General features: G+C 73.1%; 24 protein-coding genes. 11 read left to right on the top strand and 13 right to left on the bottom strand.

Features of this window, described 5'->3' with window-relative positions; all coding sequences use genetic code 11:
• Positions 1-11: 11 nt before the first annotated feature.
• Both BM314_RS22610 and BM314_RS22605 read right to left on the bottom strand, forming a co-directional pair.
• Entirely contained in the window at positions 12-593 is a 582-nt protein-coding gene (locus BM314_RS22610; protein ID WP_020091170.1) for an SCO family protein, read from the bottom strand.
• 108 nt (positions 594-701) lie between these two features.
• Entirely contained in the window at positions 702-1,220 is a 519-nt protein-coding gene (locus BM314_RS22605; RefSeq protein WP_020091171.1) for a PRC-barrel domain-containing protein, read from the bottom strand.
• A gap of 180 nt (positions 1,221-1,400) precedes the next feature.
• On the opposite strand from BM314_RS22605, the gene BM314_RS22600 reads away from it, so the two are divergent.
• The 4 genes from BM314_RS22600 (at position 1,401) to BM314_RS22585 (ending at position 4,459) form a co-directional block, all read left to right on the top strand.
• The gene (locus BM314_RS22600; RefSeq protein WP_020091172.1) at positions 1,401-1,871 is read left to right on the top strand and encodes a tRNA (cytidine(34)-2'-O)-methyltransferase; all 471 of its coding nucleotides are present in this window, start codon (positions 1,401-1,403) and stop codon (positions 1,869-1,871) included.
• 193 nt (positions 1,872-2,064) lie between these two features.
• Positions 2,065-3,492 carry a protein adenylyltransferase SelO gene (locus BM314_RS22595; protein WP_091980332.1) on the top strand — a complete coding sequence of 476 codons (1,428 nt, stop codon included), beginning with the start codon at positions 2,065-2,067 and terminating at the stop codon, positions 3,490-3,492.
• Positions 3,493-3,856: 364 nt separating this feature from the next.
• A complete protein-coding gene (locus tag BM314_RS22590; RefSeq protein WP_020091174.1) occupies positions 3,857-4,084 on the top strand; it encodes a hypothetical protein in 228 nt (75 codons plus the stop codon).
• Between the two features lie 18 nt (positions 4,085-4,102).
• Positions 4,103-4,459 (top strand): hypothetical protein, encoded by a 357-nt coding sequence (locus BM314_RS22585; protein ID WP_091980329.1) that lies wholly within the window; start codon positions 4,103-4,105, stop codon positions 4,457-4,459.
• On the opposite strand, the gene BM314_RS22580 is transcribed toward BM314_RS22585, so the two are convergent.
• From BM314_RS22580 to BM314_RS22565, 4 genes are all read right to left on the bottom strand, one after another.
• Complete coding sequence (locus tag BM314_RS22580) at positions 4,395-5,636, bottom strand: GNAT family N-acetyltransferase (protein ID WP_091980326.1); 1,242 nt, start codon at positions 5,634-5,636, stop codon at positions 4,395-4,397. The genes BM314_RS22585 and BM314_RS22580 overlap by 65 nt on opposite strands.
• A gap of 10 nt (positions 5,637-5,646) precedes the next feature.
• On the bottom strand, positions 5,647-7,062 hold the full coding sequence (locus tag BM314_RS22575; protein WP_091675739.1) for a lipopolysaccharide biosynthesis protein: 1,416 nt from the start codon (positions 7,060-7,062) through the stop codon (positions 5,647-5,649).
• Positions 7,063-7,193: 131 nt separating this feature from the next.
• Entirely contained in the window at positions 7,194-8,705 is a 1,512-nt protein-coding gene (gpmI, locus tag BM314_RS22570) for a 2,3-bisphosphoglycerate-independent phosphoglycerate mutase (RefSeq protein ID WP_091980413.1), read from the bottom strand.
• A 256-nt stretch (positions 8,706-8,961) separates the two neighbouring features.
• Entirely contained in the window at positions 8,962-10,029 is a 1,068-nt protein-coding gene (locus BM314_RS22565; RefSeq protein WP_091980323.1) for a glycosyltransferase family 2 protein, read from the bottom strand.
• A 305-nt stretch (positions 10,030-10,334) separates the two neighbouring features.
• On the opposite strand from BM314_RS22565, the gene BM314_RS22560 reads away from it, so the two are divergent.
• Genes BM314_RS22560 through BM314_RS22550 form a run of 3 tightly spaced genes read left to right on the top strand, consistent with a single transcriptional unit; the run spans position 10,335 to position 14,167 of the window.
• Complete coding sequence (locus BM314_RS22560) at positions 10,335-11,228, top strand: ABC transporter permease (protein WP_244534881.1); 894 nt, start codon at positions 10,335-10,337, stop codon at positions 11,226-11,228.
• Positions 11,228-12,463, top strand: coding sequence for an ABC transporter ATP-binding protein (locus BM314_RS22555; RefSeq protein WP_091675731.1), 1,236 nt, complete (start codon positions 11,228-11,230; stop codon positions 12,461-12,463). Before BM314_RS22560 ends, BM314_RS22555 begins: the two co-directional genes overlap by 1 nt.
• 15 nt (positions 12,464-12,478) lie before the next feature.
• Complete coding sequence (locus BM314_RS22550; protein WP_091980321.1) at positions 12,479-14,167, top strand: glycosyltransferase; 1,689 nt, start codon at positions 12,479-12,481, stop codon at positions 14,165-14,167.
• A 284-nt stretch (positions 14,168-14,451) separates the two neighbouring features.
• Here the strand turns inward: BM314_RS22550 and BM314_RS22545 are convergent, their stop codons facing one another.
• From BM314_RS22545 to BM314_RS22515, 7 genes are read right to left on the bottom strand one after another with little or no spacing between them, the layout of a single operon-like run.
• Positions 14,452-15,420, bottom strand: coding sequence for a glycosyltransferase family 2 protein (locus BM314_RS22545; protein ID WP_091980318.1), 969 nt, complete (start codon positions 15,418-15,420; stop codon positions 14,452-14,454).
• A complete protein-coding gene (locus BM314_RS22540) occupies positions 15,417-16,217 on the bottom strand; it encodes a polysaccharide deacetylase family protein (protein WP_091980316.1) in 801 nt (266 codons plus the stop codon). The genes BM314_RS22545 and BM314_RS22540 overlap by 4 nt, the downstream gene beginning before the upstream one ends.
• Positions 16,214-17,350, bottom strand: a complete 1,137-nt coding sequence (locus tag BM314_RS22535; protein WP_091980314.1) for a DegT/DnrJ/EryC1/StrS family aminotransferase — start codon at positions 17,348-17,350, stop codon at positions 16,214-16,216. The genes BM314_RS22540 and BM314_RS22535 overlap by 4 nt, the downstream gene beginning before the upstream one ends.
• Positions 17,347-18,378 (bottom strand): NAD-dependent epimerase/dehydratase family protein, encoded by a 1,032-nt coding sequence (locus BM314_RS22530; protein WP_020091186.1) that lies wholly within the window; start codon positions 18,376-18,378, stop codon positions 17,347-17,349. The genes BM314_RS22535 and BM314_RS22530 overlap by 4 nt, the downstream gene beginning before the upstream one ends.
• Complete coding sequence (locus tag BM314_RS22525; protein WP_091980311.1) at positions 18,362-19,477, bottom strand: DegT/DnrJ/EryC1/StrS family aminotransferase; 1,116 nt, start codon at positions 19,475-19,477, stop codon at positions 18,362-18,364. The genes BM314_RS22530 and BM314_RS22525 overlap by 17 nt, the downstream gene beginning before the upstream one ends.
• On the bottom strand, positions 19,474-20,502 hold the full coding sequence (locus BM314_RS22520; protein ID WP_020091188.1) for a Gfo/Idh/MocA family protein: 1,029 nt from the start codon (positions 20,500-20,502) through the stop codon (positions 19,474-19,476). The genes BM314_RS22525 and BM314_RS22520 overlap by 4 nt, the downstream gene beginning before the upstream one ends.
• Positions 20,503-20,515: 13 nt before the next feature.
• The gene (locus tag BM314_RS22515) at positions 20,516-21,064 is read right to left on the bottom strand and encodes an acyltransferase (protein WP_026604627.1); all 549 of its coding nucleotides are present in this window, start codon (positions 21,062-21,064) and stop codon (positions 20,516-20,518) included.
• 354 nt (positions 21,065-21,418) lie between these two features.
• On the opposite strand from BM314_RS22515, the gene BM314_RS22510 reads away from it, so the two are divergent.
• The 4 genes from BM314_RS22510 to BM314_RS22495 form a co-directional block, all read left to right on the top strand.
• Complete coding sequence (locus BM314_RS22510; RefSeq protein WP_091980308.1) at positions 21,419-22,708, top strand: polysaccharide biosynthesis/export family protein; 1,290 nt, start codon at positions 21,419-21,421, stop codon at positions 22,706-22,708.
• Between the two features lie 98 nt (positions 22,709-22,806).
• The gene (locus BM314_RS22505) at positions 22,807-25,179 is read left to right on the top strand and encodes a GumC family protein (protein ID WP_091980306.1); all 2,373 of its coding nucleotides are present in this window, start codon (positions 22,807-22,809) and stop codon (positions 25,177-25,179) included.
• A complete protein-coding gene (locus tag BM314_RS22500; protein WP_091980303.1) occupies positions 25,176-26,414 on the top strand; it encodes a glycosyltransferase in 1,239 nt (412 codons plus the stop codon). The genes BM314_RS22505 and BM314_RS22500 overlap by 4 nt, the downstream gene beginning before the upstream one ends.
• Before the next feature lie 108 nt (positions 26,415-26,522).
• Positions 26,523-26,798, top strand: a 276-nt coding sequence (locus BM314_RS22495; RefSeq protein WP_107353637.1) for an IS5 family transposase, incomplete at its 3' end; no start/stop codon positions are given.

Here is a 26,798-nt window from a genome sequence, read left to right as displayed (position 1 = left end):
CCGGCCGGCGGTCAGATCTTCTTGGCGAGCTGCGCGGCGACCTCGTCGGCCGGCCGGGTCAGGTCGAGGGCGCCGAGGAAGCGGTTCTGCGCGTCCATGATGTACACCAGGGCGGTGTGCTCCATCGTGTAGTCGCCGTCCTTGGCGGGCACCTTGCGGGCATAGGCCCGGTACGCCTTCTCGGTGGCGGTGACCTGCTCGGGCGTGCCGGTGAGGCCGGTGATGCGCGGGTCGAAGCTCGACAGGTAGGTCTTGAGGCTCGCCGGATCGTCCCGCTCGGGATCCACCGTGACGAAGGCGACCCGCATCGTCTTGCCCTTCGACCCCAGGGCGGCGAGCACGTCGGAGATCTGCTGCAGGGTGGTCGGGCAGACGTCCGGGCAGTGGGTGAAGCCGAAGAACACGAGGTGCGTCGCGCCGGCGAAGTCGCGCTCGGTGACGGTGCGCCCGTCCTGGTTCACCAGCGTGAACGGGCCGCCGACGCTCGGCACGCCCACCGGTGCCTTGTCGGGCAGGAACGCGAACACCGCCGCCCCGGTCAGGCCGATGAGGCCGAGGCAGAAGGCGAGGAGCGGGACGAGGGCGCGGCGCATGGGACGGGTTCCGACCTCCGGGGAGGCCGGCACAGCACACAACGGCGCGCGGAGGCAAGCCGGCGCGGTGCCGCCGGCCGACCGATCGGCGCCGCGCCGGCGCGACCGCTACGGCTTCGAGGCCGGCTCCCCCGCGGGGCTCGCCGGGGCGGCGCCCTTCGGCGGCTCCTTGCCGAGATAGACGTATTCCGGCGCCGCCCGGAGCTGGTCCTTGGTCGTGTCGATCCGCGCCTGGAGGGTCTTGCCGTCGGTGCGGTCGAGCTTGAGCACGGACGGGTCGACCGCGACGTATTTCGAGCCGATCCCCAGGAAGCCGCCGACCCCGATGATCCAGGCCTTCACGGCCCCCTTCTGGTCGAGGACGAAGTCGGCGATCTGCCCGATGGTCTCGTTGGCGCCGTTGACGACGCTGGAGCCGATCAGCTTGCTGGCGACCATGTCGTCGGGGGCCTGGGCCACGAAGGTCGGGCGCAGGCTGTCGGCCATGGTGGCGGGCTGGCCGGGGACCGGGGTCGCGGCGGCGCCGCCGTCCGGCTTGGCGCCGTCCGATCTGGCGCCGTCGGTCTGCGCCGAAGCGGTGGCGAGGCCGGCCAGCAGGAGGGCCGAGGCGAGGAGCGGGGTGCGCATCGGAGCAGGTCTTTCAGACGGGGGCCGCACAGGGGGGTCGCGCCGCCTCAAGGTTCTGGCGGGGCTTAAGTTCCGCGCGGTCTCGGCCCCGGCGGGGGCCGGCCCGGCGGTTTGCCGGCTGCGCGTCGGCGCCGGGGGCCTTTGACGGCGGGGCCTTCCGCCCCGCACAAGGCCGGCGCCATGCTCCGCCTCGCCCTCTACCAGCCCGATATCCCGCAGAACACCGGCACGATGCTGCGCATGGCCGCCTGCCTCGGGCTGGCGGTGGAGATCGTGGAACCCGCGGGCTTCGACGTCTCGGACCGCCACCTGCGCCGCTCGGGCCTGGACTACCTCGACCACGTGGCGATCACCCGGCACCGCTCCTTCGCGGCCTTCGCGGCGTGGCGGGCCGAGGCCGGGATCCGGCTCGTCCTCGCCACCACGGCGGGCGCCGTGCCCTACACGGACTTCGCCTTCCGCCCGGACGATTGCCTGATGGTCGGGCGCGAATCCGCCGGCGTGCCCGAGGCGGTGCACGCGGCCGCCGACGCCCGGATCGTGGTGCCGATCCGGGCGGGCCTGCGCTCGCTCAATGTCGCGGTCGCGGCCGCGATGATCGCCGGCGAGGCCCTGCGGCAGGTGTCCGGGACGGCCCGACCAGATCTCTAGGATCGTGACGCCTCTCGGGTCGGCCGCCGTCTTCGCGAGCGGAGCGAAGCGATCCAGGCAGCGCCACGCTCGGCCGATGTCCCGCTGCACTGGGTTGCTTCGCCGCGCTCGCGAGGACGGGATCGGCAACGGATCGCGTCCGGCTCGCTTGGTACAACGGGACTCATCCTCACCCCGCGAGACGCGCCGCCGCATGGACGACACCGCCTTCACGCCCTCCCGGCGCCACGCCGATCTGGGCCCCGCCTTCTTCGATCCGGTGACGCCGGCCCGGTTCCCGCGGACGATCCTGCGCTACCGCAACCAGACTTGGGCGAAGCGGGTCGGACTGGGCGGCCTGTCCGAGGCGGCGTGGATCGCCCATTTCGGCCGGTTCGAGCCCCTGCCGGGCAGCTTCGAGACGCCGCTGGCCCTGCGCTACCACGGCCATCAGTTCCGCGCCTACAATCCGGACCTCGGCGACGGGCGCGGCTTCCTGTTCGCGCAGCTGCACGACCGCCTGGACGGGCGCCTCCTCGACCTCGGCACCAAGGGCAGCGGCACGACGCCCTGGTCGCGCGGCGCCGACGGGCGGCTCACCCTCAAGGGCGGCGTGCGCGAGGTGCTGGCCACCGCCCTCCTGGAGGCGCAGGGCGTCTACACCTCGAAGAGCTTCAGCCTGATCGAGACCGGCGAGGACCTCGTGCGCGGCGACGAGCCCTCGCCGGCACGCGCCTCGGTGCTGGTGCGCCTGTCCCACGGCCACATCCGCATCGGCAGCTTCCAGCGCTTCCTGGCGCTCGGCGAGCCGGACAACATCGCCCGGCTCCTCGACCACACGATCGCGACCCACCGGCCGGAGCTCTGGCGCGACGGCGTTGAGGATCGCGCCGTCGGCTTGCTGGAGGACGTGGTCGCCCGGGTCGCCCGGATGGGCGCGCAGTGGGCGGCGGCCGGCTTCGTCCACGGGGTCCTCAACAGCGACAACATCAACGTCACCGGTGAGAGCTTCGATTACGGGCCCTGGCGCTTCCTGCCGCATTACGATCCGGACTTCACGGCCGCCTACTTCGACGAGACCGGGCTCTACAGCTTCGGCCGCCAGCCGGAGGCCCTGTTCTGGAACCTCGCCCGGCTCGCCGACTGCCTGCTGGTGCTGGCCCCCCAGGCGCGCTTGGAAACGGCGCTCTCCGGATTCGGGCCGGCCCTGCAGGAGGCGTTCGCCGAGGCCCTGTTCCGCCGGCTCGGCCTCGCCCCGGCGCCGCGGCCGGAGACCGACCGGCTGGTCTCGGCGGTCTGGCGGTTCCTCGCGGAGACGCGGGCGCCCTTCGAGCGGTTCTTCTTCGACTGGTACGGCGGCCTCGCGAGCGCGACCCGCGCGCAGGCCGGGCCGTCCGCCGGCCACTACGCGCACGAGGCCTTCGCGCCGGTGCGGGCCGCGCTGGAGCCGCTCGCGCCCGCCCCGGGCGCGCGGCTCGACCATCCCTACTTCGCGGAGGCGCCCTGCACGCTCCTGATCGACGAGGTGGAGGCATTGTGGGCGCCGATCGCCGCGGCGGATGACTGGTCCCTGTTCGAGGCCAAGCTCGCGGGGGTCGCCCGGATGGCCGAGGCCTGCGGCACGGCGCCCGCCTCGGTCTGAGCGGCCTCCTCCTCGGCGAGCCGTCGGCGCTCCTCGGCGTAGCCCCCCGCGATGGCGAGATCGACCAAGCGCCGGGTCAGCCGGAAGGCCAGCCAGAACAGGGCGAGGCAGAGAAGCGTCGCGGCGGCGGCCTTGAGCGGGTCCACGGGGTTCCTCCGGTGATGTCTCCTCGGGCGGAGCGGCCCTCTTAGTGCCGAGGCGGGCCGCGGGGCAATTGGACTTCGTGCCGAGATCGAGCCCGCGGCGCGTCGTCCCGGGCTCGCCGCGCGGCGCCGGACCGGATACCCGGCCGGAACATGCTATGGCGGCCGGCGGCCGGATCCCGATATCCGGCGCTGAAGATCCCTCGATCAGGCGGATACCCGTGCGCGAGACCTTCCACATCGAAGTCCTCGGACCGGAGCCGGACGAGATCCAGACGCGGATCTCCGTGCGGGTCGGCAGCCTGGAGAGCGCGCAGGAGCGGGCCCTGCGGCTGTTCGCCCGCGCCCGGGTGCCGCAGCGCTCGGGCGAGCCGGCCGAGGCGGTCCGGGTGATCGACGGCGCCGGCCGCGAGGTGTTCTATCGGACGCGCTTCGACGCGGGGGATTGAGGCGCGAGGACACCGCCGATGCGCACAGCCCTGATCCTGCCGGTCCTCGTCCTCGCGGCCGGCGCGCTGTTCCTGCGCAGCTACACCCTGCCGCCGGCCCCGGACCGCCGGGGCGGGACCACGCTCCTGCTGACCTGGCCGAACCGCCCGGCCTTCGGCAGCCCCCGGGCCGACTGCCTCGCCGGGCCGCCCGACGAGCCGGTCCTGCCCTGCCTCATCGCCTCCGTCGCCCGGGCGCGGGACGACGGGTACACGCTGCTGCAGCTGCCGTTCTGCGCGACCTGCTACGACCTGTCCGGGCGGATCGCCGTCACGGGCCACGACGCGGCGGCGACGCGGGCGCGGCTGGAGCAGATCGCCCGCTTCGGATGGTGAGACGCGCCCGGGCAACGCGCTCCCGGGCCCGCTCCAGGATCCGGGCCACCGGGAACAGCGGATCGCGGCCCGCCTCCACCAGCAGATGGGCGATCGGCCGGCGCGCGGTCCAGAAGGTGGTGCCGAGGGCGAAGTCCGGCGGCGCGCAGGAATCGATCCGGTCGATCGGCCAGTCGCCCCCGGCCACCGCCTCGGTCAGCCGGTGGACGAGCTGGACCCCCGGCGCGGTCTCGGGCCGCGTCTCGTCGTTGGCGATCTTCAGCACCCAGGCCTCGCGGCCGGTGACCGGCAGGATCAGGGAGGCCAGGAGCCGGTCGCCCCGGCGCAGGCGCGCGATCCGCACGCCGTCCGCGGCCCCGAGATCGGCACTGAGATCGGCACTGAGATCGGCCAGGGCGGCGCGCAGGAAGGCGATCTCCGCCGGCCGCTGCGCCAGGCTCGTGCCGGCCTGACCTTTCCAGCCGGCGGCCTCCAGGGCGACGTGGGCGTCGAGGGCGGGGCCGAGGGATTCGGGCGCGGCGAGGATCTCGAAGGTCACGGGCCCCGCCGCCTCGAGGCGCGCGCGGGCGCGGCGGAGCTTGCGGCGGCGCTGCCCGGAGAGGTGCCCGAGATAGGAGGCCCGCGCCTCCGGCCCGAGGCCGGTCAGGTCGAGCAGGCCGCGGTCGTGCGGCCAGTACGCGGCGCGGCGCCCGCCACACGCCGTCAGGAGTTCAGGCAGGGGGCCGTCGGTCGGAGCGTTCGGCAGGAGGAGGCGCGGCGGCAGGCCGAGGGCGCCCGGCGCGGCGAGCAGCCCCGCCAGGGCGGCCTCCGGGGCGGCGCCGTCGAGGAGCGGCGCCCCGAACGGGGCGTAGCCGTGGGTCCAGCCCACGAGCAGCGGCAGCGGCACGCCCCAGCGGCGGCGCGACGGCCGGAACGGCCAGGCGGCGAGGAGCCGGGCCCCGGGCGCCTCGGGGGGCTGGTCGGCGACGAGCAGGAGCCGGACGCCAGCCCCGAAGGCATCGCGGGCCGCCAGGGCGTAGCCCGCCTCGTAGAACGGGTTGCGCACCAGGCTCGCCCGACCCAGGGCCCGCCAGGCCGGGACCCAGGGCGCCGCCCCGTCGAGGAGCCGGACCGCCGCCACGAGCCCGCCGGGAAGCGCGGCCGTGTCCGATGGGGTGTCCGACGCGGGGCCTGCCATCGCGGGACCGTCAGGCCGCGAGACGGTGACGGATCGCGCCGGCGAAGCCGAGCACGTCGTAGCGCCACGCCGTCACCCCGGCGGCGGCGGTGAGCAGGACGAGGCGCAGGGCCTGTCCCGGCGGCAACAGGCCGCCGGGGACCAGGGCGATGCCGGCATTCACCGCGCCGCAGGCCAGCGCGATCCCGGCGATGCCGGCCATGTCGGCGAGCGGCAGCGGCATCGTCGTGCCGGTCCGGCGGGCGCCGAGCACCAGCACGAGGCAGGCCGCGCTCTGGCCGCCGGCGAAGGCGAGGGCCGCCCCGGCGGCGCCGAAGCGCGGGATCAGCAGGAGCGACAGCGCGGCGACGGTGGCGAGGGTCGCGAACGCGGCGGCCGCCTCCAGGCCGCTGGAGCGGGCGAAGTAGATCACCTGCCCGAAATAGTAGGCGCGGAACATCATCAGGATGCTCGCCAGGATCAGCACCGGGGCGAGCTCCCGCGCCTCGGCCCGGTAGTCGGGCCCGAGCAGCACCGCCACGACCAGATCGTCGAAGCACAGGAAGAACACGGCCCCGAAGGCCGCGATCAGCGTCATGGCCCGTGCGGCGTCGCGCAGCACCCCGGAGGCCGCCGCCATCCCGCCCACCCGCGCCTCGCGCTTGGCGATCGAGATCAGCGACAGGGCGATCGCCTCGCCGAACACGATGAAGCTCTGCTTCAGGAAGTCGGCCAGGGCCCCGTAGGCGCCGAGCCCCGCCGGCCCCACCGTCTTGGCGATGATCAGCCGGTCGAGGCTCTGGGCGAGCGCCGCCGTCCCGAAGGACAGCACCAGCGGCCAGCCGTAGGCGAACAGCCGCAGCGCCTCCGCGCGGCTGCCGCGGCCGGGCATCATCGGGGCGATCGTGGCCGCGGCCGGCAGGGAGGCCAGGGCGTTCGCGGCCGCCACCGCGAAGGCGAGGTGCAGGGGATCCTGCGAGAGGTGCAGCGCCAGGCTGCCGAGGGCCAGGATCAGGACGGCGCGGCTCATCACCGAGGCCGCCACCGCCCCGGCCCGCAGGCGGGTGCGGGCGATCTCGGTGGAGCCCTCGAACAGGGTGGTCCCGAAGGCCAGCGCCAGGATCGCGGCCGCCATCCGCGCCGGCATCAGGCCGAGGGCGGCGGCGAGCGCGCTGCCGAGCCCGGCGAGGAGCAGCGTGCCGCCCAGGATCCGCACGACGGTGCCGACCTGCGCGGGCTCGCGCGCCTCGTCGTAGAGGGCGAAGAACGCGAATTTCGGCCACTGGCAGGTCGCCCCGTAGAGCACCAGCGCCCAGGACAGGACGTACAGGTAGGTGCCGTAGCTCTCCACCGGCGCGAGCCGCGTGAACACCGCCACGGAGGCCATGTTCAGGGCGGCCGCGAAGCCCCGCGAGCCGACATAGATCAGGCTGTGCCGGGCGATCATGTCCTAGAACCGGTCAGACGCACCACGACCTCGCACCACGCTGGGACAGACCGGCCCGTGGCGGGAGGTAACGCAGGGACGGCGCGCATGACAGCCCGGGCTCTGCAGGCGGCGTGCCGCCGGCCCCGCCCTCAGCCCTCGCCCCGCGGGCGGATCAGCGACGTGCCGGTCATCTCGGCCGGCTGGTCCAGTCCCATCAGGTCGAGGAGCGTCGGCGCCACGTCGGCCAGCCGTCCGTCGGCCAGGGTCACGCCGTCGACGCCGACGAGCGCGGCGGGCACCGGGTTGAGGGTGTGGGCGGTGTGCGGCTCGCCGGTCTCGGGATCGCGCATCATCTCGCAATTGCCGTGGTCGGCGGTCACCAGCAGCGCCCCGCCCTGGGCCGTCACCGCCTCGACGACGCGGCCGAGGCAGGTGTCGACGGTCTCCACCGCCGTCACGGCGGCCGCGAGGCTGCCGGTATGGCCGACCATGTCGGGGTTGGCGAAGTTCAGGATGATGAGGTCGTAGCGCCCGGAGCCGATCGCCTCCACGGCGCGGTCGGTGAGTTCGGGCGCCGACATCTCCGGCTGCAGGTCGTAGGTCGCGACCTTCGGCGAGGGCACGAGGATCGCGTCCTGCCCCGCGAAGGGCTCCTCGCGGCCGCCGTTCATGAAGTAGGTGACGTGCGGGTACTTCTCGGTCTCGGCCATGCGCAGCTGCGCGCGCCCGGCCCGGGCCACGGTCTCGCCGAGGCCGTTGGGCAGGTCGAGGGCCCCGAACAGGGTCTCGGCGAAGGCGTCGATCTCGACGCTGTACTGGACGATCCCCAGGGCGGCGGCGAACCGGACCGTGCGCGCGCGCTCGAAGCCCGCGAAGGCCGGGTCGAGCAGCGCCTCCAGGATCTGCCGGGTCCGGTCGGCGCGGAAGTTGAAGCTCAGGATGCCGTCGCCGTCCCGCATGCCGGCGTAGTCGCCGATGATCGCGGGCCGCATGAACTCGTCGGACACGTCCTGCGCGTAGGACGCGGCGACCGCCTGCCCGGCCCGCTCGAACCGGGTCCCGCGCGCCTCCGTGAGGGCGTCGTAGGCCGTCTGGACCCGCTCCCAGCGCCGGTCGCGGTCCATGCCGAAGTAGCGGCCGCACAGCGTCGCGATGCGGGCGCCCTTCGGGAGGGCGGCCGCGACGTCGGCGATGCAGGTGGCGGCCGAGCGGGGCGGCATGTCGCGCCCGTCGGTGAAGCCGTGGAGCCGGACCGGGATGCCGGCCGTCGTCAGCGCGCGCGCCAGCGCGACGGCGTGGTCCTGGTGCGCGTGGACGCCGCCGGGCGAAAGCAGGCCGACGAGGTGGCAGGTCCCCCCCGACGCGCGCAGCGCCTCGATGAACCGGACCAGGGCCGGGTTCCGGGCGAGGGAGCCGTCGGCGACCGCCGCGTCGATCCGCGGCAGGTCCTGCAGGACGACGCGGCCCGCGCCGATGTTGAGGTGGCCGACCTCGGAATTGCCCATCTGCCCCTTGGGCAGGCCGACATCGGCGCCGAAGGTCGTCAGCCGCGACCGGGGGCGCTCCCGCATCAGACCGTCGAAGACCGGCGTCCTGGCCTGGTGGACGGCGTTGTCGGCCACCGCGTCCCGCAGACCCCAGCCGTCGAGGATCACGAGCATCACGGGACGCGGGGTACTGTCGGGCACGGTCACAACTCTCCTGGGCTGCCGCGCGCGGCGCGCGGCCGGTCTCCGGGCCCTGACGCGGCCGGATCGTTGCGCGTGTCGATAATCGCCTTGGTCGCGCGAGACCACCGCCCCGAAGGGCCAATGGGCGACGGATGCGAGAGAGCGTCGGGCTTCTGACATGCCCCGGCCGCGCTCCGCACATGGCGGGGCGCGGCCGGCGGGGCGCGGCCGACGAGGACTCAGGCGGTCAGTTGACGCGCGCCGCGTCGGATCCCGGCGGGAGGCCGAGCAGGCGGCGCTTCCTTCGCAGGGCGGCCCGGAGCAGCGTCCGCCGGTAGCCCGGATAGGACAGGAACCCCGCCGCCCAGGACAGGTGCATGGTCACGGCCGCCGGGCCGCTCATGACCAGGACGGGTTCCCGCGCCTTCAGCGCGAGGGCGAGGCCGCTCAGGACGCAGCCCCCGGCATAGAGCAGCAGCGGGATCAGCAGGGCGGGCATCAGGGCCGCCAGCGGCAGGGCCGCGACGGCGTAGAGCAGGACCAGGGCCGGCAGGATCTGGCGGGCGCGCGGCAGGCTGGCGTGCTTCTCGAGGGTCCGCGCGCAGCCGCGCCCGTACTGGAGGTACTGTCGGGCGAGGCTGCGGAGGCAGGCGCGCGGGAAGTACGTGATGGCGAGCTCGGCGGCGAGGTAGATCCGCCCGCCCGCCGCGCAGAGCCGCCGGTCGAGTTCGGCATCCTCGTTGTGGGTGAAGGTCTCGTCGTAGCCGCCGACCCGCAGGAACTCGCGCCGGTCGAAGGCCGCGTGGTGGCCGTGGGCGACGTAGCCCGAGATGCCGCCCTGCCGGTGGGCCGAGCCGCCGTTGCCGAGGCGGCTGTTCTGCGCCGCCGCGATCGCCCTCTGCAGCGGCGTGACCCCGACGGTCCGCAGCGGCACGACCACAGAGACGGCCTGGCGCAGGCGCATCGTGCCGACGAGGTTCTGCACGAATCCCTTCGGATAGACGGCGTGGCAATCGGCGCGGACGAGGTAGGCGGAGGCGGGATGCGCGAGTCGCGCGGCGAGGTTGATCGCCGCCGCCTGGATGCGGCGCTCGTTGTGGACGAGCCGGATGCGGGGGTCGCGGGCGCTCAGGGCGGCGACGATCGCGCAGGTGTCGTCGCGACTGCCGCCGTCCAGCACCAGCAGCTCGCAGGCGATGGCGTCCCGGTCGGGCAGCACCGACGCGATGGCGTCGGCGATGTGCGCGGCCTCGTTCAGGGCCGGCATGGCGATCGTCACGAGCGGAGCGCCGGCGGCGCTCACGGGGTCCTGCATGGCGGTTCTCCCGAAACCTGGTCCCGGTCGCCGGCCGATGAGGGCCGGTCGTCCCGGACGGGGACCGACGCCGCGTGCGGCGCGCCCCCGAGGTCTCATTTGTCGTGATTGGCTACGATTACGGTCGTTGATCACAACCACCACTTCAGTCGGCCGGACCGATACGACGAAAGGTGTAATTCGGACCGCCGCACCGCGATGATAGCCCGTTCCGGCGGGACGACCGGGCGGCACGACTTCCGATTCGCACCGGATCCCCGAGCTCGACCACGGGCTCAGAGCGTCATGCGGGACCGCCTCGAATGATGAAATCTTTGGATGCGCTTGCCCTCGGCACGTCGGAACGCGGGCCGACCGAACAGCGGACCGACCCGTCGACGCTGCGGGTGACCGAGATCGCGCCCGACGACCGGATCGTCGCCTTCGACGCGGTCGGCCTCTGGCAGTATCGCGACCTGCTGCGCGTCCTGATCCTGCGGGACCTGAAGGTGCTCTACCGGCAGACCGCCATGGGCGCCTCCTGGGCGATCGCGCAGCCGCTCTTCACCGTCCTGATCTTCACGGTGATCTTCGGCCACTTCGCCAAGATCCCCACCGACGGCGCCCCCTACGCACTCTTCGCCGGCAGCGCGGTCGTCCTGTGGACGTACTTCTCCGAGGCGGTGCGGCGCAGCGCCAACGGCCTCGTGGCGGAGGCCGAGCTGATCCGGAAGATCTACTTCCCGCGGCTGGTCATCCCGCTGGCGACGGTGGTGTCGCCGATGGTCGACTTCGCCATCGCGCTCGGCGTGCTGCTGGCCCTTATGGCTTGGTACGGGGCGGTGCCGGACTGGCACCTCGTGCTGGCCGTCCCGACCCTGATCGTGACGGCGATGCTCGCCCTCGGCGTGAGTCTCTGGCTCGGGCCGATCAACGTCCGCTTCCGGGACATCAAGCACACGCTGCCGTTCGTGATCCAGATCTGGATGTACGCCTCGCCGATCGTCTACGCGTCGAGCATCGTGCCCGCCTCGGTGCGCTGGATCTACGCGCTCAACCCGATGGTCGGCCTGATCGAGGCGTTCCGGTTCGCCATCCTGGGCGGCACGCCGCCCGACGCCTTCGCGGTCGCCGTCTCGGTCACGGCCGCCTTCGCCCTGCTCATCAGCGGACTGATCTTCTTCCAGCGCATGGAGCGCTCCTTCGCGGATGTAATCTGATGTCGATGGCAATCAGCGTTCAGGATATCGGCAAGCAGTACTGGCGCGCTCCCCGCGCCGCGCACCAGAACTCGCTGCGCGACGCGCTCAGCGAGGGCGTCCGCGGCCTGGTGACCCGCCGCGCGGCGGCGCGCCCGTCGCAGGAGAGCTTCTGGGCGCTGAAGGAGGTCAGCTTCGGCATCCGGCACGGCGAGAATGTCGGCATCATCGGCCTCAACGGCGCCGGCAAGAGCACGCTCCTCAAGCTCCTGTCGCGGATCGCCGCGCCGACCACCGGCCGGATCCGCCTCGAGGGCCGGGTCGGGGCCCTGCTCGAGGTCGGCACCGGTTTCCACCGTGAGCTGACCGGCCGCGAGAACATCTTCCTCTACGGCTCGATCCTCGGGATGGACCGTCGGGAGATCGCCGCGAAGTTCGACGCGATCGTCGCCTTCTCGGAGATCGGCGACTTCATCGACATGCCGGTGAAGCGCTACTCCAGCGGCATGTATGTCCGGCTGGCCTTCTCGGTCGCCGCGCATCTCGAGCCCGACATCCTGCTCCTCGACGAGGTGCTGGCGGTGGGCGACTACACCTTCCAGCGCAAGTGCATGGACTTCGCCCGGCGCCTCCAGGGCAAGGGTTCGACGATCCTGCTGGTCTCGCACAACATGTTCAGCATCAAGACCATGTGCGAGCGGGTGATCTACATCAAGGGCGGCCGCGTCGCCTACGACGGCCCCACCGACGAGGGCCTGACCCACTACGAGCGGGACAGCTACCTCGCCGACACCGCGTGGTTCCGCCCCGACACCGGCGACCTGCCGGTCCGGATCAGCGACGTGACGATCGCCGACGAATCCGGCGCGCCGCGGACGCTGTTCCGCCACGGCGAGCGGATGCGGATCCGGGCCCGCTACAGCGCCGCCGAGCCGATCGCCGACCCGCACGTCCTGTTCTCGATCACCCGGTCCGACGAGCTGCTCTGCTGCAATTTCAGCACCCAGGCGGACGGCACCGGCCTGACCGCCCTCGCGGGCGAGGGCGAGGTGGAGCTGCTGACGCCGCCGCTGACCCTGACCGCCGACACCTACACGGTCTCGATGGTGGTCCGGCAGCGCGGCTTCGAGCGGCTCCTCGCGGCCAAGATCGGCGGCCGCTTCCATATCGAGCACCCCGTCTTCGCGCCGGACGTCTTCGGCGTGTTCCACGAGGCGGGGACCTGGACAACGAACGGCGCCGCGTCGCAGCGCTGAGGCCCGGAGGGCGTGATGGTCAAAGGCGCGTTTGAACCCGTCCGTGACGGCGACGGGGAACCTGCGGGCGGGACGGCGTCCCGCGCCGGGCGGATCCGGTCGAACTTCGCGGCCTTCGATGCCCGGGTGCGGCACGCGGAGCGTCTCGCGGCGGCCGGCGACCATGCCGGCGCGGCCGTGGAGACCGCCATCGCGGCGACCCTGGCGGCGCACCGGCACTGCGGCGTGTTCGCGAGCCCGCGCCTCGAACGGTTGATGACCGGGATCGGCCGGACCCTCGACGGCGGCGGCCCGGACGGCGCGCGGGCCGACGGGGCTCCGTACCGGCGGGTCCTCCACGTCTGCACGCAGCTCGCCCCGGTGGGCGGCCTCACCAAGATGCTCGCGCTCTGGATCGGCGCCGACCGCAACCGGGTCAACGGCGTCGCCCTGACCCAGCATCGCGGCCCGGTCGACGGGCGGATCACCGCCGCGGTGCGCGAGAGCGGCGGCGGGATCCACCACCTGAACCACCACAAGGGCGACAAGCTCGCCTGGGCGCGGGAGCTGCGCCAGATCGCGCGCAGCTACGACGTCGTCGTCCTGCACATCCACTGCGAGGACGTGGTCCCGCTGATCGCCTTCGCGGATCCGGCGAAGAGCCCGCCGGTCCTGCTCCTCAACCACGCCGACCACCTGTTCTGGATCGGGACGCGGATCAGCCACGCGGTTATCAACCTGCGCGAGGCCGCGCGCCGGCTCGCCGTCGCGCGGCGCGGCGTCGATCCGGCCCGCAGCCTCCTGCTGCCGACCCTGATCACCCTGCCCGAGCGCCAGCGCGCCCGCAGCGCGGCCAAGCAGGCCCTGGGCGTCCCGGAGGACAGCGTCCTCCTGGTCTCGGTGGCCCGGGGGGCCAAGTACCGCAACGTCGGGCCGGTCACCTACGCGGATCGCCACGTCGACCTGCTCGCGGCACATCCGCAGGCCCGGCTCATCGTGGTCGGCCCCGGCGAGCGGGCCGACTGGGAACGGGCCCGGGCCGCCACCGGCGGGCGCATCACGGCCCATCCCGAGCTGTCGGACCCGCGGGTCTTCTTCGAGGCGGCCGACATCTACGTCGATTCCTACCCGTTCGTGTCGTCGACCTCGATGCTGGAGGCCGCCGCCTACGGGCTGCCGCTGGTCACGCGGTTCGAGGCGCCCGCGGCGGCGGAGATCGTGGCGATCAACCATCCGGGGCTCGACGTCACGGCCCGGGTCGCCCACGACCAGGCCGCCTACGAGGCCCACCTCACGGCGCTCATCACCGACGCCGCGGCGCGGGACGCCGCGGGCGCCGAGAGCGCCGCCGCGGTCGCGGGCCTCTACGCGCCGGCCGCCTGGCTGGCGGGACTCGACGCGATCTACGCGCAGGCGCTGGCCCTGCCCCGCCTGCTCCCGGAGGCCGGCGCGCCCGGCCCGGCCGAGGCGCCCCATCTCGGCGAGCCCGACCTGCGCCACCAGGACATGTTCGGCTCGGACTTCCCCGTGTCGGAGATGACCAAGAACTACATCGGCATGCTGCCGCTGCGCCAGCGCGTCGCCTCCTGGCTGGCCCTGCGTCGCGCCGGCGACTTCTCCGGCCTCTGGGAGCCGGTGCGGCTTCTCTTCCCGGAATGGCTGGTCCGCAACGTGAAGGACCGGTTCGGCCCGATGCGGCTCCGGGCGCAGATCCCCGGCGCCTGAGGCCGCCCCCGGGCCCGGGTGGCCGCGGATCGGTCACGCCGGACGGCGCGCGCGTCGCGGGAGGCCGGGTCGCCCGCCCGCGCCTCCACAGCCCTCACCGGTCTGCGGGACGAAGGCCCGCGCGCCGCCGCAGGGGCGGCGGAGCCGCCAGGACCGCGCGGAATCCTGGGCGGCCCGCCGAACACCACAGGGACAGCGCGAGCGCGCTCCGCGGCGCGGGCCCCTGGAGGGTCCGCGCCGCGGAGCGACAGCCTTGTCGGGCTCAGCGCGTCCTCGTCCTCGGCTCAGCGCGTCTTCGGGTCGGCGGTCAGCGGCCGCGCGGCCGCCCCGGCGGCCAGCGCCAGCAGGGCCGCGCGCACGCGCGTCGGCCGGAAGGCCTGCCGGATCGCCCGGTGCGGCATCAGGCGGACAGCCGTGAGGAACGCCCCCGCGGCGGCGCGGCGATCGCCGCGGGCCATGTGGGCCTCGGTGGCGTCCAGCAGGGCGTCGTAGTAGCCCTGCACAGTCCCGAAATAGAGCCGCAGGGCCGCGAGACGCGAGACGCCGAGCGCCGGCGCGTGGCGTCGGAAGACGAGGCGGGTGAAGTGGATCCGGCGGGCGATCAGGCGGTCGAAGGTCCCGGCCGGACGCTGCCGGAAATGCACGCAGGGCGCGGCGACGAAGCCGACGCCGTGGCCGCGGACGGCACGCAGCTGCCAGTCCCAGTCCTGATCGCCGAGCAGGGCCTCGTCGAACAGGCCGATCGCGTCCACGACGGTCCGGCGCACCACCGTCGCCCCGATCTGCGGGAAGTAGCCGCTCAGCATGCGGCGCAGCAGCGCGCCCTTGTCGGACGGAAGTTCCGGCGGCCAGGGGCCGTAGGTCGGCACGAGGTCGTGGTCGGCGGTGACGATCTGCCCGAACACGACCCCGAGTTCCGGATCGGCCTCGAACAGGCGCAGATGCTCCCGGATATGCGCCGGCTGCCAGACGTCGTCGTCGTCGAGGAACGCCACGTAGGGCGCGCTCGCCCGGGTCAGGCCGGCATTGCGGGCCGCGCCGGCGCCGGGCCGGTCGACTGGGACGTGGATCGCGCCGAACGCGGCGGCGACCTCGGCGGCCGGCCCCGCCGCGCCGTTGTCGCCGACGATGATCTCGAAGGCGAGGTCGGGGCCCTCCAGCGCGCGGATGCTCGCCAGGGCCTCGCGCAGGAAGGCGGGCCGGTTGCAGGTGGGCACCACGACGGAGACGCGGCGCCGCGCGGGTCGGTTCATACCCACTCCTCCCAGGCGTCGTAGGCGCCCCGGAGCAGGGCACCGAAGACCAGATCGTTGTCGAACTGCGTGACGAAGCTGCGCGCCACGGTTCCGGCGGGACGGGTCTCCACCGCCTGCGCGTAGACGATCCGGTAGCCCGCCTCCCGGGCCGCGTGGGCGGCCGCCCGCGTCCAGTTCGCCGACTGCCCCAGGGGGATCGCGAAGGAGTCGGGCAGGACGCCGAGGCGGGCCCCGATGGCGCGCCGGGATTCCTCCAGCTCCTCGGCCGCCTCTTCCGCGCTGAGGCGCCCGAAATCCGGGTGGGTCACGGAATGGCTGCCGATCTCGACCCCGTTGGCGGCCAGCGCCTCGATGGCGCGCCAGCCCAGGATGCCCGGCGGCGCGCTCTCGGGCCGGTCGAGCCAGCCCGACACGATGAACAGGGTCCAGGGGATCCCGAGCTCGCTGAGCACCGGCGCCGCCCCGCTGAGGACGCTGCGCCAGCCGTCGTCGAAGGTGATGGCGAGATCCCGCGCGCCGCCGCGCCCGTCGGCGATCGTGGCCGCCGGCACGAAGCGGTAGCCGAGACTGAGCGCGCGCTCGAGCTGGTGGCGGAAGCGCGCGGGAGAGACGTCGTTGACGCCGCATTCCGACTGGCCCACCGAGTGGTAGCAGAGGATGCGGCCGCCCGGCGCCGGGCGCCGGATCCGGGCGAGGGCGAGCGTCGTGCGCTCGCAGGCCATCCGGGCGGCGGCGACGCGCGGACGCGTCAGGCCGACCGTCCGGGCGAGGCTCTTGACCGGTGCGGGGATCATCGCAGGGCGTCGCGCAGGCCGTCGACGACCTGGTCCTGCTCCGCCTCCGTCATCGCCGCGTAGAGCGGCAGCAGGATCGCGTGGTCGCGCGCCCGCTCGGATTCGGGCAGGGCGAACCGCCGCGGCGCCTCGGCGTAGGGCGGCTCCAGATGCGCGCACATGATGCCCCGGCGGGTGGCGATGCCGCGGTCGAGCATCGCCTGCATGACCGCCTGCTGGTCCGCGTCGTCCGGGAGGCGGACGCAGTAGCTCTGCCAGTTGCTGCGCAGCCCCATCGGCTCGGGCGGCGGCGTCACCCCGGGGAGGTCGGCCAGCCGCGCGCGGTAGCCGTCGGCGAGGGCGCGGCGCCGGGCGATCAGGTCGGGCAGCCGCTTCAGCTGCTCCCGGCCGATGGCCGCCTGCACGTCCGTCATCCGGTAGTTGAAGCCCGCGATGGAGTACGCCTCGACCACCACCTTGGCGCTGCCGTGGCGGGCGATGTCGGAGACGCTCATCCCGTGCTGGCGCAGCAGCCGGAAGGTCCGGTCCCACGCGGCGTTGGCGGTGGTGATCATGCCGCCGTCGCCGGTGGTCAGCACCTTGCGCGGGTGGAACGAGAAGCAGGCGATGTCGCCCGCCGGGCTGCCGATCGGCCGCCAGACGTCGCCCTGGAGCCGCTCGGAGCCGATGGCGCAGGCCGCGTCCTCGATCACCGGGATGCCGGAGCGGCGCCCGATCGCGGCGATCGCCTCCAGGTCGCAGGGCATGCCCATCTGGTGGACGCAGACGATCGCCTTCGTTTTCTCGGTGATCGCCGCCGCGGCGGCGTCCGGGGCCATGTTGTAGGTCGCCGGGTCGATGTCGACGAAGATCGGCGTCGCCCCGCACTGGGCGATGGCGTTGGCGGTGGCGATGAAGCTGTGGCTCACCGTCACCACCTCGTCGCCGGGGCCGACCCCGACGGAGAGCAGGGCGAGATGCAGCGCGGTGGTGCAGTTCGAGACCGCGCAGGCGTGGGGCGCGCCGACGATCGCGGCGAACTCCGTCTCGAAGGCCGCGACCTGCGGCCCCTGGGTCAGCCATCCGGAGCGGACGACGGCGGCGGCGGCCTCGGCCTCGGGGGCGCCGACTTCGGGCTTGGCGATCGGGATCATGCGAGCGCCCGCCGCAGGTGTTCCGAGCGGGACTCGTCCTGCCACCAGGCGACGAGGTCGGCGAGGCCCTCGGCCGCCCCGATCTTCGCCTCGAAGCCGATCAGCTCCTTGGCGAGGCTCGTGTCGCAGAGGCGCCGGGGCACCGGGTTCACGGCCCGCTCGGCCTCGTGGACCAGCGGCGTGCCGTCCCGGCCCATGATCCGGGTGAGGTGGCCGGCGAGGTCGACCAGCGAGGTCTCGACGCCGGTGCCGACGTTGAGCACCACGTCGGTGGCGGGCGAGATCGCCGACAGGATGTTGGCGCGGGCGATGTCGCGGACATGGACGAGGTCCATGGTCTGCAGGCCGTCGCCGAACACGATCGGCGACTGCCCCTCGGCCAGGCGCTGCATCCAGCGGACCATGACCTCGGTGTAGCGGCCGGTCAGGTCCATCCGCGGGCCGTAGGCGTTGAAGTACCGGAGCGCGACGTAGTCGAGCCCGTGCATGTCGTTGAACGAGCGCAGGAGGCCCTCGCCGAAGGACTTGGCGGCGCCGTACAGGGTCCGGTTGTCGTAGGGGTGGTGCTTCTCGGTCGTCGGGAAGACCTCCGCCATCCCGTAGACCGAGGCCGAGGAGGCCATCACGACCTTGGCGACGCCGGCCTCGACGCAGCTCTCCAGCAGGTTGAAGGTCGCGGCGGCCATCACCTCGAAGGCGTGGCGGGGCTCCGCGGCGCACTGCGTGATCCGGAGGGCCGCCTGGTGGAACACCACGTCGGTGCCCTTGACCAGCGTGTCCATCAGGGCGCGGTCGCGGATGTCGCCCTGGACGAGGCGGACGCGGCCGGAGCCGAGGGCGTCCCCGAGGTTCTCGGGGCGGCCGCGGATCATGTTGTCGATGGCCACGATCTCGTCGCAGCCGGCCTCGACCAGCAGGTCGATGATGTGGGAGCCGATGAAGCCCGATCCGCCCGTGACCAGGATCCGGGTCCCGCGCAGGTCGCCGCTGAACCGGCTTCCCTTGGTGACCTCACGCAGCTTGGGCATCGGCGACCTCGCAGTAGCTGGCGACGGCCCGGCAGACGGTGTCGATCTGCGCGGACGTCATCTCGGGGAACATCGGGAGGGACAGGGTCCGGGCGGCCAGCCGCTCGGTGACCGGCAGGCGGCCGGCACCGTCGTCGAGGTGGCTGTAGGCGGGCTGCCGGTGGACCGGGACGGGGTAGTGGATGCCGGTGGCGATGCCGGCCGCGTTGAGGTACTGGCGCAGCCCCTCGCGGTCCGCCGTCGACACGGCGTAGACGTGGAACACGTGGTCGAGGCCGGCGGGGGCCGGAAGCTCCAGGCCGAGGCTCGCGAGCCGCGCCCCGTACTCCGCCGCCACCGCCTGGCGGGCGCGGGTCCAGCCCTCCAGGTGCGGGAGCTTGACCCCCAGCACCGCGCCCTGGACGCCGTCCATGCGCAGGTTGAAGCCGTGGCGGACGTGGTTGTACTTGCCCTGCTGGCCCCAGTCGCGCAGGCAGCGGGCCGCCTCGGCGAGGTCGTCCCGGTCCGTGACGATGGCGCCGCCCTCGCCATAGGCCCCGAGATTCTTGCCGGGATAGAAGCTGAAGCAGCCGAGATCCCCGATCGTGCCGGCCTTGCGGCCGCCGCGCTCGGCGAGATGCGCCTGGGCGGCGTCCTCGACGAGGGCGATCCCGTGGCGCCGGGCGATGGCGCCGAGCGCGTCGAGATCGGCCATCCGGCCGTGCAGGTGCACCGGCAGGATCGCCTTGGTGCGGGGCGTGATCGCCGCCTCGACCAGGGCCGGGTCCATGGTCCAGTCGACCGGGTCGATGTCGACGAGGACCGGGGTGGCGCCGGCGTACAGCACCGCCGCGACCGTCGCCACGAAGGTCGACGAGACCGTGATCACCTCGTCGCCCGGACCGATGTCGAGGGCGAGGAGGGCGAGGTGCAGGGCCGCGGTGCCGCTGCTGACGGCGACCGCGTGGCGGGCGCCGCAGGCTTCGGCGAAGGCCGCCTCGAAGGCGCTGACCGCCGGGCCGAGGACGAAGTCGCCGCTGCGCAGGACGTTGAGGACCGCGGTCTCGACGTCGCCGCCGATCGCCGCGTACTGCGCCTTGAGGTCGAGGAAGGGGATCACGAGGCCCTCGCAAGTGGCATGAGGTCGATGGGGGTGCCGTTCTGGCGCAGGGAGCGCATGGCGGCTTCGAGCATCTCGACGACGCGCAGGCCGCTGTGGCCGTCGGTCATGGGCGCGGTGCCGTTCTCGATGGAGTCGGCGAAGTGCTCGATCTCGACGATCAGCGCCTCGCGGAAGGACAGGTGCGGCGACCACATGTCGCCGGTCCGGTAGGAGACCATCAGCTCGGTGATGTCGTCCGAGCCGCCGCCGACCGTGACGCCGCGGTCGTAGACCTTGACCTTCTCGATCGGGTCGAGGTCGTTGTAGACGATCATCTTCTTGCTGCCGCCGATCAGCGTCTGCCGCACCTTCACGGGCGCGAGCCAGTTGACGTTGATCTGCGCGACGACGCCGCGCGGGTAGAAGACGGTCAGGTGGGCCATGTTCTCGGGGCGGCCGCTGAAATGGCCGGTGCCGCTCGCCGAGATCGCCACCGGGGCGAGGTCCAGGATGTGGTCGAGGATGGCGAGGTCGTGGACCGCCAGGTCCCAGATCACGTTCACGTCGCGCTGGAACAGGCCGAGGTTCACCCGGGTCGAGTCGTAGTAGAACACGTCGCCGATGGCGTCGGTCGTGATGAGTTCGTGGATCTTCTCGACCGCGCCCGTGTAGACGAAGGTGTGGTCCACCATCAGCCGCAGGTTGCGCTTGGCCGCCTCCTCGATCAGCAGCCGGGCCTCGAAGGCCGAGGGCGTGATCGGCTTCTCGATGAAGACGTGCTTGCCGGCCCGCAGCGCGTTGATGGCGATCTCGAAGTGCGAGCTCACCGGCGTCGCCACCATGACGGCGTCGATCGCGGGATCGGCCACGAGGTCGCGCCAGTCCTGATGGAGCTGGACGGCGGGGTAGCGCTTGCCGGCCCGGCCGAGCGCGGCGGGCGACTGGTCGGCGATGGCCACCAGCTGGCAGCGCTCGCTCTCCGAGGTGCACCGGGCGAGGTTCGGCCCCCAGTAGCCGTATCCGACGATACCGATCGAGATCATGACTGCATTCCCCTCAAGCAACCTGCAGAGGCTCGGCCGGCTCGGGCCGCGGCGACTGGACGGAACGGGCGCGCGCGGCGCTCTCGGCGCGCTTGGTGCGGGTGTCGCCGACGACCCGCGCGGGGCATCCGGCGACGATGGCGAAGGCCGGGACGTCCCGGGTGACGACGGCACCGGCGCCGACCAGGGCGCCCTCGCCGATGGTGATCCCCGCCACGATGGTGGCGTTGGAGCCGATGGAGGCGCGGGCCTCGACCACGGTCTCGACGAGCTCCCACTCGCCGTCCCGCTTCAGGCTCCCGTCCGCGTTGGTGGCTTCCGGGTAGAGCTCGTTGGTGAAGACCACGCCGTGGCCGACGAACACCTCGGCCCCGATCGAGACGCCCGCGCAGATGAAGCTGTGCGAGGAGATCTTGCAGCGCGGGCCGATCCGGCTGCCGCGCTGGATCTCCACGAAGGGGCCGATGCGCGAACCGCTTTCGATTCGGCATCCATAAATATTGACTAGATCCGGGTAGAAGATCCCCACATCCGCCCCAATATCTGCATCGGTAATCGGCATACCCGCCGCTCCTTCCGCCGAACTTCTGTGCGTCAAAACTGCACAGAGCTGCGGACGGCCGGGAACCCAGGCTTTCGATGCGGTTCGTCCGTCGAAAGGCGAACGGCGCCCATCCGGTGTGACCCCTCCCCGGCCCGGCGCACCGTTCGGGCCAGGGGGCCTACGTCGAAAGGCGAAGCCCCCGCCCCGGCAAGGATGCCCGCGCCCGCCATTTGGAGGAGTCCCGGCTGGCTCGGCCGTTACGCATCATGCCGTCTCAGCCCTCATGAGCCCGTGAGGCCGGCGCGGTCCTGCCGCTCGACCGCCGCGCCCGGGTTCCGAGGGCGAGCCTTAAGGGGACGATGCGTGTCGAAGATGTCGACGAAGACCGCGGCAACCCGCGCCACCGCCCGCGCCGGCCGCGCCGGTCTCGCGGCGTGCCTGCTCGCCGTGTCGGCGCTGCCGGCGGCCGCGGAGTACCGCATCGGGCCCGGCGACACGATCGAGGTCACGGCCCTCAGCATCCCGACCTTCAAGCAGGAGGCGACGGTCTCCACCGACGGCACTGTCATGGTCCCGCTGCTCGGGGACGTCCCGGCCGCCGGGCTCACCGTCGCGGAGCTGCGCCAGAGCCTGCAGAAGTCGCTGCCCGCCAAGGCGGTGCGGCAGCGCAACTCCGAGGGCAAGGAATCGATCGCCGTGCTCGAGCCCGACGAGATCGGGGTGCGGATCTCGAAGTACCAGCCGGTCTACCTGAGCGGCGACGTGACCAAGCAGGGCGAGCACCCGTTCCATCCGGGCATGACCGTGCGGCAGGCCATCGCCCTGGCGGGCGGCTACAACCTCCTGCGGTTCAGGATGGAGAACCCCGTCGTCGAGACGGCGAACCTGCGTGCCGAGTACGACAGCACCTGGGCGAGCATCCAGCGGGAATCCGCCACGATCTGGCGCCTGAAGGCGGTCGTCGCCGCGTCGCGGGGCGACAAGTCCCCGCCGCCGGCGGACGTCGCCCCGGGCAGCCGCGCGACCCCGGCGCAGAAGCTCGCCGAGCAGCAGCTCCGGGTGCAGATGACCGACATCGCCAAGGAGAAGGACCATCTGCAGCGCTCCCTCAACCGGACGCAGACGCAGTTCACCAGCCTCAGCGATCAGCAGGTCAAGGAGAAGGAGGGCGTCACCGCCGACGCCGAGGATTACGACACCGTGCGGGCGCTCTTCCAGCGCGGCGCCGTGGTCACGACCCGGCTGACCGACGCGCGGCGCGCCGTCCTGCTCTCCTCGACCCGCGCGCTGCAGACGACGGTCCAGCTCACCCAGCTCGAGCGCGACAAGAGCGACGTCGCCCGCAAGCTCGAGCGGGTCGACGACGTGCAGGCCATGGACGCCCTGGAGAAGCTCCAGGTCGCGGAGAACAACCTGGCGACGTACCGGTCGCGCCTGAACAGCATCAACGACAAGCTGGTCTATACCGGCGCCCTCCGGGCGCAGCTCCTGTCCGGAAGCCGCGCGCAGGCGGCGATCGCGGTCTTCCGGCAGAGCGGACCGGCCAAGACGCAGATCGACGCCGCCGAGGACACGGAGCTGCTGCCGGGCGACGTCGTGGAGATCGCGCTCAAGCCGGATCCCGCCATGCGGGGCGTCGGCGACGGGGCCGGCCAGAACTGACCCACCTGCCCCGGCTCGACGCGCCCATCGGGCCGAGCCGGCGTCCCCTTTGACGGATAGCGCCCCGAGGCGGTGACCGCCGCGGTGAGGAGAGATCCATGAACCGACACTCGACCAGCGCGTCCTTCCTGCCGATCGGTGCGACCCGCCCCGGTGGGACCGGAGCCTGGCGCGGCCAGCCCTTCTCGCCCGAGACGGAGTCCCAGGTCTCGATCCTGACCATCGCGCGGCAGAACTGGCGGTCGATCCTGGCCTTCGCCGCCGTCGGGCTGGTCTGCGCCGGGATCTACGTCGCGACGGCGCCGGCCATCTTCACGGCCCGGGCCCGCGTCTACATCGAGAGCCGCTCCAGCCCGGTGACGGCCCGCGACACGCCCAATGCCGGGACGCCGCTCGAGATCGCCGAGGTCGAGAGCCAGGTCGAGTACATCCGCTCGGAGAAGATCGCGCTCGCCGCCGTGCACCGGCTCGACGAGTCGGCCCTGAAGGATCTGGCGGCGCCGACGCACCCGCTCGTCGCGAAGGTCCGGGAGTTCGTGAAGGCCGCCAAGGCGCTGCCCCTCCGGCTGATCGGGGCCGAGCGGCCGGTCCAGGAACCCGCCCCCGTCAGCCCGGACCTGCGCCAGGCGCGGACGCTGCGCGAGAACGTGGAGGCCAGCCGCATCGGCGCCGCCTACGTGATCGAGGTCGGCTACAGCGCGGACAATCCCGCCACGGCGGCCGCCGTCGCGAACGCGGTGGCCGGGGCCTATGTCAGCACCGAGCTGGAGAACCGGGCCCAGGTCTGGAAGGTCGCCGGCGAGTGGATGCTGCCGCGCCTGAAGGAACTCCAGCAGCGCGCCAGCCAGGCCTCGCGCGAGGCCCAGACCTACAAGGCCGAGCACACCATCATCGACCTGGGCAAGCGCGGCCTCGTGGGCGAGCAGCAGGTCGAGGAGCTCAACACCGCGGTGGCCGCAGCCCGGTCCAAGACCGTCGACGCCCGCGCGGTGCGCGACCAGATCCGCGGGCTCCTCGATTCCGACATCGCCGATCCGGGGATCACTGAGGCCTTCAAGGACAGCGTCATCATCCAGCTGCGCCGGCAGTACGTCGACCTCGTGCAGCGCGCCGACGACCTGAAGCGCCGCCTCGGCCCCGACCACGAGGCGGTCCAGGCGATCCAGCGGGACATCCTGGCGGCCAAGCAGTCGCTGCGCACCGAGCTCGAGCGCCTCGCCGTGTCTCTCGACCACGATTACGAGGTCGCCAAGGCCCGCGAGGACAGCATGACGGCGGCCTTCGACGCGCTGATCTCGAAGACGCTGATCATGAGCAACGCCCGCGTCAAGGCGCGGGAGCTCGACCGCACCGCCGAGACCTACGACCAGATCTACACCAACCTGCTCCAGCGCTACATCGACGCCGTCAACCAGCAATCCTATCCGCAGCCCTCCGCCCACGTGATCACGCCCGCGACCGTGCCGGAATCCCCGAGCGCGCCCCGCGGCAGCCTGATCATGCTGCTCGGCCTCCTGGTCGGCACCGGGTTCGGCGTGAGCGGCGCCTTCGCGCGGCACTGGTTCGACCGGACGATCCGCACGCCCCGGCAGCTGACCGGCCACGGCCTGACCTGCCTCGCCGCCCTCCCCGAGCTGCGGCGCGAGCCCGGCTTCCGGGCGGCGCTGGCCCTGGCGCAGGCCCACGCCAACGAGGCGCAGCGTCCGGCCAGCATCGAGGCGTTCCGGGCGAGCGCCGTGCGGTTCATGCCGCAATCGGTGTTCGTCGAGCGCCTGCACAGCCTCAAGGCCCACGTCCTGGGCAGCGACCGCCGCGGCCCGGTCTTCGCGATCGGCGTCACGTCCGTGGGGGCCGGCGCGGGCAAGACCCTGTTCGCGAGCAATCTCGGCCAGCTCCTCGCCCGCGCCCGCGCGAGCTCCGGGCGGGTGCTGATGATCGACGCCGACGTCCGGCAGGGGACGCTCTCGCGGCTCAGCCAGGCCACCGAGCAGCGCGGCCTCCTCGACGTGCTCGCCGGCCGCTGCGGCGCCACCGAGGCGGTCCGCCCCCAGCCCGGCGAGGTCCGCCTGCTCGCCTGCGGCAACCGCCACCCGAACGATCCCCATTTCAGCGATCTGATGACCCCGGAGGGCGTCGCCGCGGTGCTGGGGGACGGACGCCCCGCCCTCGACCGCCCCGCCCTCGACCGCGTCGTCGTCGACCTGCCCCCGGTGGACGAGCTCCCCACGCTCCGGCCGCTCCTCGACACGCTCGACGGCCTGATCATCGTGGTGGAGGCGGGCCGGACCAGCATCGACGACGTCGCCACCGCCGTGCACGATCTCGAGTCGAGCGGCAGCACCGTCCTGGGCGTCGTGCTCAACAAGACCAACGACGGCCAGACGGTCCGGCGCGGCGGATTCCGCGGCGCGCTGAGCCGCTGGACCGCGGCCCGGCGCAGCGCCCGCGGCGCGACCCAGGCGGCCTCGTGACCGGCCCGCGCGCCGAAGGTCTCGACCGGGTGGCGGCCTTCGTGCCGGCCCGGGGTGCCCCGACCCCGGCCTTCGCGGTTTCCGCGACCCCGCGCGGCCGCCGCGTCGCCTTCTTCGGGCACGACCGGGCCGAGCCCACGGTCCGGAAGCGGGTCGACGCCATCCGGGACGCCGGGTGGTCGGTCATCGTGTACGCGTTCGAGCGGGACCGCCCCGGCGCGGTGCCGGCCGAGGCCCCGGTGGCCGACGACATCGTCCCCCTCGGCCTGACCGTCGACCGCAACTACGCCCGCCGCCTGCCGCGCCTCGCCGTCGGCATCGCCCGGGCGCTGCGCCGCCGGCGCGACCTGCGCGCGGCGGATGTGATCTACGTGCGCAACCTCGACATGGCCCTCGTGGCCTGGACCGCGGCGCGCCTCGCCGGGAGCCGCGCGCGCCTCGTCTACGAGGTGCTCGACATCCAGCGGCTGATGGTGCGGCCGGACGCGCCGGGACGGATCGCCCGCGCGGTCGAGCGCTGGATCCTCGGCCGCAGCGACCTCCTCGTCGTCAGTGCCCCGGACTTCATCGACCGGTACTTCCGGCCGGTCCAGGGCTTCGCCGGCGCGTGGCACCTCCTCGAGAACAAGGTCATGGGCCACCGCCTCGGCGAGGTGACGGCCCGGCTCGATCGCACCCGGACGGCGGAACCGCCCTGGGTGATCGGCTGGTTCGGGACGCTGCGCTGCCGCCGGAGCCTGACGATCCTCGCCGCCATCGCGGACGCCCTCGGCGACTCGGTGCGGATCGTCCTGGCCGGGCGCCTCTCCGAGGAGGACATCGCCCCGCGCGCCCTGGCGGACACGCTGGACGGCCGGCCGAACATGTCGTTCCGCGGCCCCTACGCCAATCCCCGCGACCTTCCGGAGATCTACAGCGGGATCCACTTCAGTTGGGCCGTCGATTACCTCGATGATGGACTGAATTCGGACTGGCTACTGCCGAACCGGCTCTACGAGGGCGGCCTGTGCGGCGCCCTGACGCTGGCGCGCGCCGCGACGGCGACCGGACGCTACGCGGTGTCGGAGCGCCTGGGCTGGGCGTTTCCCGAGCCGCTCGCCGATTCGGTGACGGCGTTCCTGCGGACGCTCACGCCGGAGGCCTACGCGGAGCGACATGCCGGCCTGCTCGGCCGCGACCTCGGCACGTTCGTCGATGTCGGCGGCATGCGCGATCTCCTGGTCCGGCTGGACTAGAGCCGTGCCCGATCGCGTTGCGATCGGGCACGGCTCTAGGTCGCGAACCCATAACGGCTGGCACGGTTGAACCGCGGCGTCGTTAGCCCTCGGAGCAGGAGGGCCTTGATGGCGCGGTTTGATCTGACGGATGCGGAGTGGGCGGTGATCGAGCCGTTGTTGCCGACGGACGTGCGCGGCAAGGAGCGCGTGGATGACCGGCGGGTGCTCAACGGGATCTTCTGGCGGCTGCGCACGGGCGCGCCCTGGGCTGACATCCCGGCGCGCTACGGCCCACATACGACCTGCGGCAACCGTTTTCGGCGCTGGCGCAAGCGTGGCATCTGGGATCGGCTTCTGGACGCGGTGTCAAAGGCTTACGACGGCGACCTGCAGATGATCGAC

It is taken from the genome of Methylobacterium sp. 13MFTsu3.1M2 (genome assembly GCF_900112625.1).
GTDB lineage: Bacteria > Pseudomonadota > Alphaproteobacteria > Rhizobiales > Beijerinckiaceae > Methylobacterium.
The sequence above is the reverse complement of the archived record's forward strand: the minus strand, read 5'-3'. Positions and strand labels throughout refer to the sequence as shown.

Excerpts from the sequence above, each read along its gene's own strand:
- BM314_RS22610 (WP_020091170.1), bottom strand. The coding sequence starts at position 593 with ATGCGCCGCGCCCTCGTCCCGCTCCTCGCCTTCTGCCTCGGCCTCATC.
- BM314_RS22515 (WP_026604627.1), bottom strand. The coding sequence starts at position 21,064 with ATGCCGATTACCGATGCAGATATTGGGGCGGATGTGGGGATCTTCTAC.
- BM314_RS22600 (WP_020091172.1), top strand. The coding sequence starts at position 1,401 with ATGCTCCGCCTCGCCCTCTACCAGCCCGATATCCCGCAGAACACCGGC.
- gpmI (WP_091980413.1), bottom strand. The coding sequence starts at position 8,705 with ATGCTCGTGATCCTCGACGGCTGGGGTCTGCGGGACGCGGTGGCCGAC.
- BM314_RS22545 (WP_091980318.1), bottom strand. The coding sequence starts at position 15,420 with ATGAACCGACCCGCGCGGCGCCGCGTCTCCGTCGTGGTGCCCACCTGC.
- BM314_RS22530 (WP_020091186.1), bottom strand. The coding sequence starts at position 18,378 with ATGCCCAAGCTGCGTGAGGTCACCAAGGGAAGCCGGTTCAGCGGCGAC.
- BM314_RS22510 (WP_091980308.1), top strand. The coding sequence starts at position 21,419 with ATGTCGACGAAGACCGCGGCAACCCGCGCCACCGCCCGCGCCGGCCGC.
- BM314_RS22585 (WP_091980329.1), top strand. The coding sequence starts at position 4,103 with ATGCGCACAGCCCTGATCCTGCCGGTCCTCGTCCTCGCGGCCGGCGCG.
- BM314_RS22595 (WP_091980332.1), top strand. The coding sequence starts at position 2,065 with ATGGACGACACCGCCTTCACGCCCTCCCGGCGCCACGCCGATCTGGGC.
- BM314_RS22560 (WP_244534881.1), top strand. The coding sequence starts at position 10,335 with ATGAAATCTTTGGATGCGCTTGCCCTCGGCACGTCGGAACGCGGGCCG.
- BM314_RS22520 (WP_020091188.1), bottom strand. The coding sequence starts at position 20,502 with ATGATCTCGATCGGTATCGTCGGATACGGCTACTGGGGGCCGAACCTC.
- BM314_RS22550 (WP_091980321.1), top strand. The coding sequence starts at position 12,479 with ATGGTCAAAGGCGCGTTTGAACCCGTCCGTGACGGCGACGGGGAACCT.
- BM314_RS22535 (WP_091980314.1), bottom strand. The coding sequence starts at position 17,350 with ATGATCCCGATCGCCAAGCCCGAAGTCGGCGCCCCCGAGGCCGAGGCC.
- BM314_RS22565 (WP_091980323.1), bottom strand. The coding sequence starts at position 10,029 with ATGCAGGACCCCGTGAGCGCCGCCGGCGCTCCGCTCGTGACGATCGCC.
- BM314_RS22580 (WP_091980326.1), bottom strand. The coding sequence starts at position 5,636 with ATGGCAGGCCCCGCGTCGGACACCCCATCGGACACGGCCGCGCTTCCC.
- BM314_RS22505 (WP_091980306.1), top strand. The coding sequence starts at position 22,807 with ATGAACCGACACTCGACCAGCGCGTCCTTCCTGCCGATCGGTGCGACC.
- BM314_RS22555 (WP_091675731.1), top strand. The coding sequence starts at position 11,228 with ATGTCGATGGCAATCAGCGTTCAGGATATCGGCAAGCAGTACTGGCGC.
- BM314_RS22575 (WP_091675739.1), bottom strand. The coding sequence starts at position 7,062 with ATGATCGCCCGGCACAGCCTGATCTATGTCGGCTCGCGGGGCTTCGCG.
- BM314_RS22540 (WP_091980316.1), bottom strand. The coding sequence starts at position 16,217 with ATGATCCCCGCACCGGTCAAGAGCCTCGCCCGGACGGTCGGCCTGACG.
- BM314_RS22605 (WP_020091171.1), bottom strand. The coding sequence starts at position 1,220 with ATGCGCACCCCGCTCCTCGCCTCGGCCCTCCTGCTGGCCGGCCTCGCC.